The organism is Streptomyces lonarensis, from assembly GCF_012033735.1.
Lineage (GTDB): Bacteria > Actinomycetota > Actinomycetes > Streptomycetales > Streptomycetaceae > Streptomyces > Streptomyces lonarensis.
The window spans coordinates 1-3465 of record NZ_JAAVJD010000369.1 but is presented as its reverse complement, the minus strand read 5'-3'; the positions used below and the strand labels follow the sequence as shown (position 1 = coordinate 3465).

The 3465-nt window shown below is 76.3% G+C and carries 3 protein-coding genes; 1 reads left to right on the top strand and 2 read right to left on the bottom strand.

Going from position 1 to position 3465, the window contains the following annotated elements; all coding sequences use genetic code 11:
- Positions 1 to 299: 299 nt before the first annotated feature.
- Positions 300 to 1556 carry a phosphoribosylamine--glycine ligase gene (gene purD, locus HCN56_RS24555; RefSeq protein WP_167974697.1) on the bottom strand — a complete coding sequence of 419 codons (1257 nt, stop codon included), beginning with the start codon at positions 1554 to 1556 and terminating at the stop codon, positions 300 to 302.
- Positions 1557 to 1768: 212 nt separating this feature from the next.
- Here purD and HCN56_RS24550 point away from each other — a divergent pair, with 212 nt between their 5' ends.
- Positions 1769 to 2485 carry an SLATT domain-containing protein gene (locus tag HCN56_RS24550; protein WP_167974695.1) on the top strand — a complete coding sequence of 239 codons (717 nt, stop codon included), beginning with the start codon at positions 1769 to 1771 and terminating at the stop codon, positions 2483 to 2485.
- Positions 2486 to 2631: 146 nt separating this feature from the next.
- Here HCN56_RS24550 and HCN56_RS24545 read toward each other — a convergent pair whose 3' ends face one another.
- Complete coding sequence (locus HCN56_RS24545) at positions 2632 to 3282, bottom strand: putative DNA-mimic protein (protein WP_167974693.1); 651 nt, start codon at positions 3280 to 3282, stop codon at positions 2632 to 2634.
- Positions 3283 to 3465 lie beyond the last annotated feature (183 nt).

Genomic DNA, 3465 nt, shown 5'->3' with positions numbered 1-3465 from the left:
CGGCGGGGACGTCGGTCGCGAGGACGGCGTGCGCCGCCAGGTAGAGCGGCGCGGCACGCGGCCGGGGCGGCCGGGGCGTGTGGGCCGACGCCCGCGCCGGCTCCGCAGAGCATGCGCGTGCGTCACGGATGCGTCCGCCGATCACACGGCCCCGGCCGCATGCTGTCGCACACGACCGGGAGCACCGGACCGCCGGGCGCCCCCTTCGCGACCGACCATAGGGGGGCGCCGCGCACACGTCAGCAATACCGGCCCACGGTCACTCGATGGTGGGGCTTTGGGCAGAGGTTTGGGGTTGTTCAGGCCGTTTCGGCAGCCTTCGCCGCAATGTCCGTGCGGTAGTGGGAACCCGCCAGGCGGACCCGCTCCACCGACCGGTACGCCCGCCGCCGGGCCTCGGCGAGGTCGCCGCCGGTCGCCGTGACGGACAGCACCCGGCCACCGGCGCTCAGCACCCGGCCGTCCTCGTCACGGCGGGTACCGGCGTGCAGCACGTAGCTCTCCGGGCCGTCCTCGGCCGCGATCTCCGCCAGCCCCTCGATCGGGTCGCCGGTCCGCGGAGCCGCCGGGTAGCCCTCGGAGGCCACCACCACCGTGACGGCGGCGTCGTCACTCCACACCAGCGGCTCCAGCTCCGCCAGCGCGCCAGTGGCGGCCGCGTGCAGCAGCGCGGAGAGCGGGCTGCGGAGCCGGGCGAGGACGACCTGGGTCTCCGGGTCGCCGAACCGGGCGTTGAACTCGATCACGCGCACCCCGCGCGAGGTGATCGCCAGCCCGGCGTAGAGCAGCCCCGAGAACGGGGTGCCGCGGCGCCGCATCTCGGCGACGGTCGGCTCCAGCACCGAGGCGAGCACCTCGTCCACGAGCTTCGGGTCCGCCCACGGCAGCGGCGAGTAGGCACCCATGCCGCCGGTGTTCGGGCCGGCGTCGCCGTCCAGCGCCCGCTTGAAGTCCTGCGCCGGACGCAGCGGCACCACGGTCTCGCCGTCGGTCACCGCGAAGAGCGAGACCTCGGGACCGTCGAGGAACTCCTCGATGACCACGCGGTCGCAGCCGGCGGCGTGGGCGCGGGCGGCCTCGGCGTCGTCCGTCACCACGACGCCCTTGCCGGCGGCCAGCCCGTCGTCCTTGACCACGTAGGGCGGACCGAAGGCGTCCAGCGCCCGGTCGACCTCCTCGGCCGTGGTGCAGACGTAGGAGCGGGCGGTCGGCACACCCGCGGCGGCCATGACCTCCTTGGCGAACGCCTTGCTGCCCTCGAGCCGCGCGGCCTCGGCCGACGGGCCGAAGACCGGCACCCCGGCGGCGCGCACGGCGTCCGCGACACCCGCGACCAGCGGCGCCTCGGGACCGACCACCACCAGCTCAGCGCCCACCTCCGCGGCGAGCGCGGCGACGGCCGCGCCGTCGGTGGCGTCCACCGGGTGGACGGTCGCCACCTCGGTGATACCGGCGTTGCCCGGCGCGCAGTGCAGCGCCGAGACGGCAGGGTCACGGGACAGGGCGTGGCACAGGGCGTGTTCGCGGGCGCCGCCGCCGATGACGAGGATGTTCACGCCAGGCAGCCTATCGCTGCCTCCGGCCCACTCTTTCGGGTGAAGGCACTTCGGTGGTCGACGCAGCCGGTGGCGGCGCCCACCCCCCGCGCGGCCCGCACCGTCGTCCGTCCGGGTGGCCCGCGGGGCTGCCCGGCGCCGGGCGGGACCACCGGACGGCCGGGCCGCGCAGCAGGTAAGAAGAGCGGTGACAGCCGTGCAGGGGGTGAGCGATGAGCCAGCCGGAGAACCAGCCCGAGGGGGCGCGTGACGCGGCCGGGCGCCGTGAGGACCTGGTCGGCCGGCCCTTCCCCTCGGGCGACTGGGGCGAGCCCGCCGCCCGCCTCGACGCGCTGTACCACCGGGCGGAGCGGGACGCGCTCCGCACGGTGGACTGGTACCTGGCGGACCGGGTCCGCAAGCGCCGGGCCGCGCGGGCGCTGCGGGCCGGAACGGGGACCGCCGCCGCGGCCGGGGTGCTGCTTCCGCTGCTCGAACTCGCCGGGCTCGGCGAGTTGCTGGGCTGGGGCTACCTCGCCCTGCTGGTCGCCACCCTCTGCCTGGGGGCGGACCGGCTGTTCGGGCTCACCGCGGGATGGACCCGCGACATGGCGACGGCGCAGGCCGTGCAGCGGCGGCTCGAACAGCTCCGGTACGACTGGGCCGCGGAGTCCGTACGGGAGGCGACCGGCGCGGCCGACGGCGGCCCGGCCGAGAGCGCCGAACGGTGCCTGGTGCTGCTGCGCCGGTTCTCCGACGACCTCGGCGACCTGGTGCGCGCCGAGACCACCCTCTGGATGGCGGACTTCCACGCCGGCGGCGGGGCGCTGCTCACCCAGACCTCCGACCGCCGCGCCCGTCCGGAGCCGCCGCCCGCGCCCCGCCCGCGGCCGCACATCGTGGGGCGCCCCACCATGCCGCGGCAGCGGCCCCCGGAGGGGCCGCGCTGAGACGGCACGGCGACGGGCGCACCGGACAGGACGGTGGACGGGCGGGACGGCGGACGGGCGGGACGGCGACGGACGGTGGGACCACGGCCGGCGGGCCGGCAAACGGACCGGCGCCACCGGGGCGGGGCGGGGCGGGGCGGGGCTGATCAGGAGAAGACGATCATCGACCCCTGCGCGAGGCTGCGCAGCGCCGCTGCGTGCAGTCCCAGCCAGACGTGGCGCTCCCGGGCGAACGGTCCCTCGCCGAGGGCGGGGACGACTGCGGGTTCGTCGAGCGAGGTGGGCCGGCCCGGAGCGGGCGGTGCCGGGGGCGGGTTGGCGCCGTCGATGCCCAACACCGGAGCCACCGACTCCAGTTCTCGCAGCAATCCGTGCGAGGAGCCCAAGGGCCCTCCCCCGCGCAGCAGTTCGTCATTGGCGAGCGGCTGGGCGAAGTCCAGCGGGACGTAGGCGCCCGCATGGTCGAAGTGCCAGACCAGGTGCGAGCGTTGCGCGGCCTCCCCGAACATCTCCAGCAACTGCTCGTAGTCGCCGTCGATTCCGGTGGCGGGAGTGACCTCCAGGCCGCTGAGGTGGAGCAGGTAGGCGCGGCGCAGCAGGTGCAGCGCCGCGTAGTCGAACCCCGCCACCGGCGCGACCTCGCCGGAGGTACCGGGCACGTAGCCGTGCACGGGTACCGGCGGCAGGCCCGCCTCCGCCAGGGCGCGGTCGTAGTCGGCGATCTCTTCGGCGAACGGGTTGTCGGGGCTGTGGCAGAGCACATCGACAAGGGGAACCAGCCAGAGGTCACAGGCCACGTAATGCCCTCTCTCACGGCGACCGGGGTCCCAGCGTAGGGGTTGGGCGCCCTGGCGTCCCCTGGTTCGGCGGCATGTGCCGCAGGCGTCGCCCCGCCGGCGTGGGTGGCGTGGGTGGCGCCCGGCCGGCCTGGGTGGCGGCGGGCGCGAGGCGTGCGGTGGCTGCCGGGCGCAGCCCCCGGC

What these genes read in the sequence shown, in the direction of transcription:
- HCN56_RS24550 (WP_167974695.1), top strand. Translation starts at nt 1,769, where the DNA reads ATGAGCCAGCCGGAGAACCAGCCCGAGGGGGCGCGTGACGCGGCCGGG.